The 541-nt window shown below is 66.5% G+C and carries 1 protein-coding gene; it reads left to right on the forward strand.

Annotated elements, in window-relative coordinates; translation table 11 throughout:
• On the forward strand, positions 1-541 hold a 541-nt coding region (locus AQI88_RS42250; RefSeq protein ID WP_159050611.1), incomplete at both ends, for a zinc-binding dehydrogenase.

A 541-nucleotide genomic window follows, 5' to 3' on the forward strand; every position in this document is an offset into this window, starting at 1 on the left:
GGCGGTGCAGTTGGCTCGTTATCTGGGTGCGGAGGTGTTCGCGACTGCGTCTCCGTCGAAGTGGGCGGCCGTGCGGGAACTGGGCGTTGAGGCGTCCCACATCGCCTCCTCCCGGACGACCGAGTTCGAGGAGCTCTTCCGTGAGGTGTCGGGTGGGGGTGGTGTGGATGTGGTGCTGGACTCGTTGGCGGGTGAGTTCGTGGATGCCTCGCTGCGGTTGACGCGTCCCGGTGGCCGGTTCGTGGAGATGGGCAAGACCGATATCCGTGATGCGGGTGAGGTCGGGCGCCGGCATGGGGTTGCGTATCAGGCGTTTGATCTGTTGCAGCAGGATCCGGGTGTGATCGGGGCGATGTTGTCTTCGCTCACGGAGTTGTTCGCCCGGGGTGTGCTTCAGCCGTTGCCGGTGGCGTGCTGGGATGTGCGGCGGGCGGTGGATGCGTTCCGTTTCCTGAGTCAGGCCCGTCATATCGGCAAGGTTGTGCTGACTGTCCCGGCCGCTGTCGGCCGGCGCCCGGCGGCCGCAAGCAAGGGCACGGTG

Source organism: Streptomyces cellostaticus (assembly GCF_001513965.1).
Lineage (GTDB): Bacteria > Actinomycetota > Actinomycetes > Streptomycetales > Streptomycetaceae > Streptomyces > Streptomyces cellostaticus.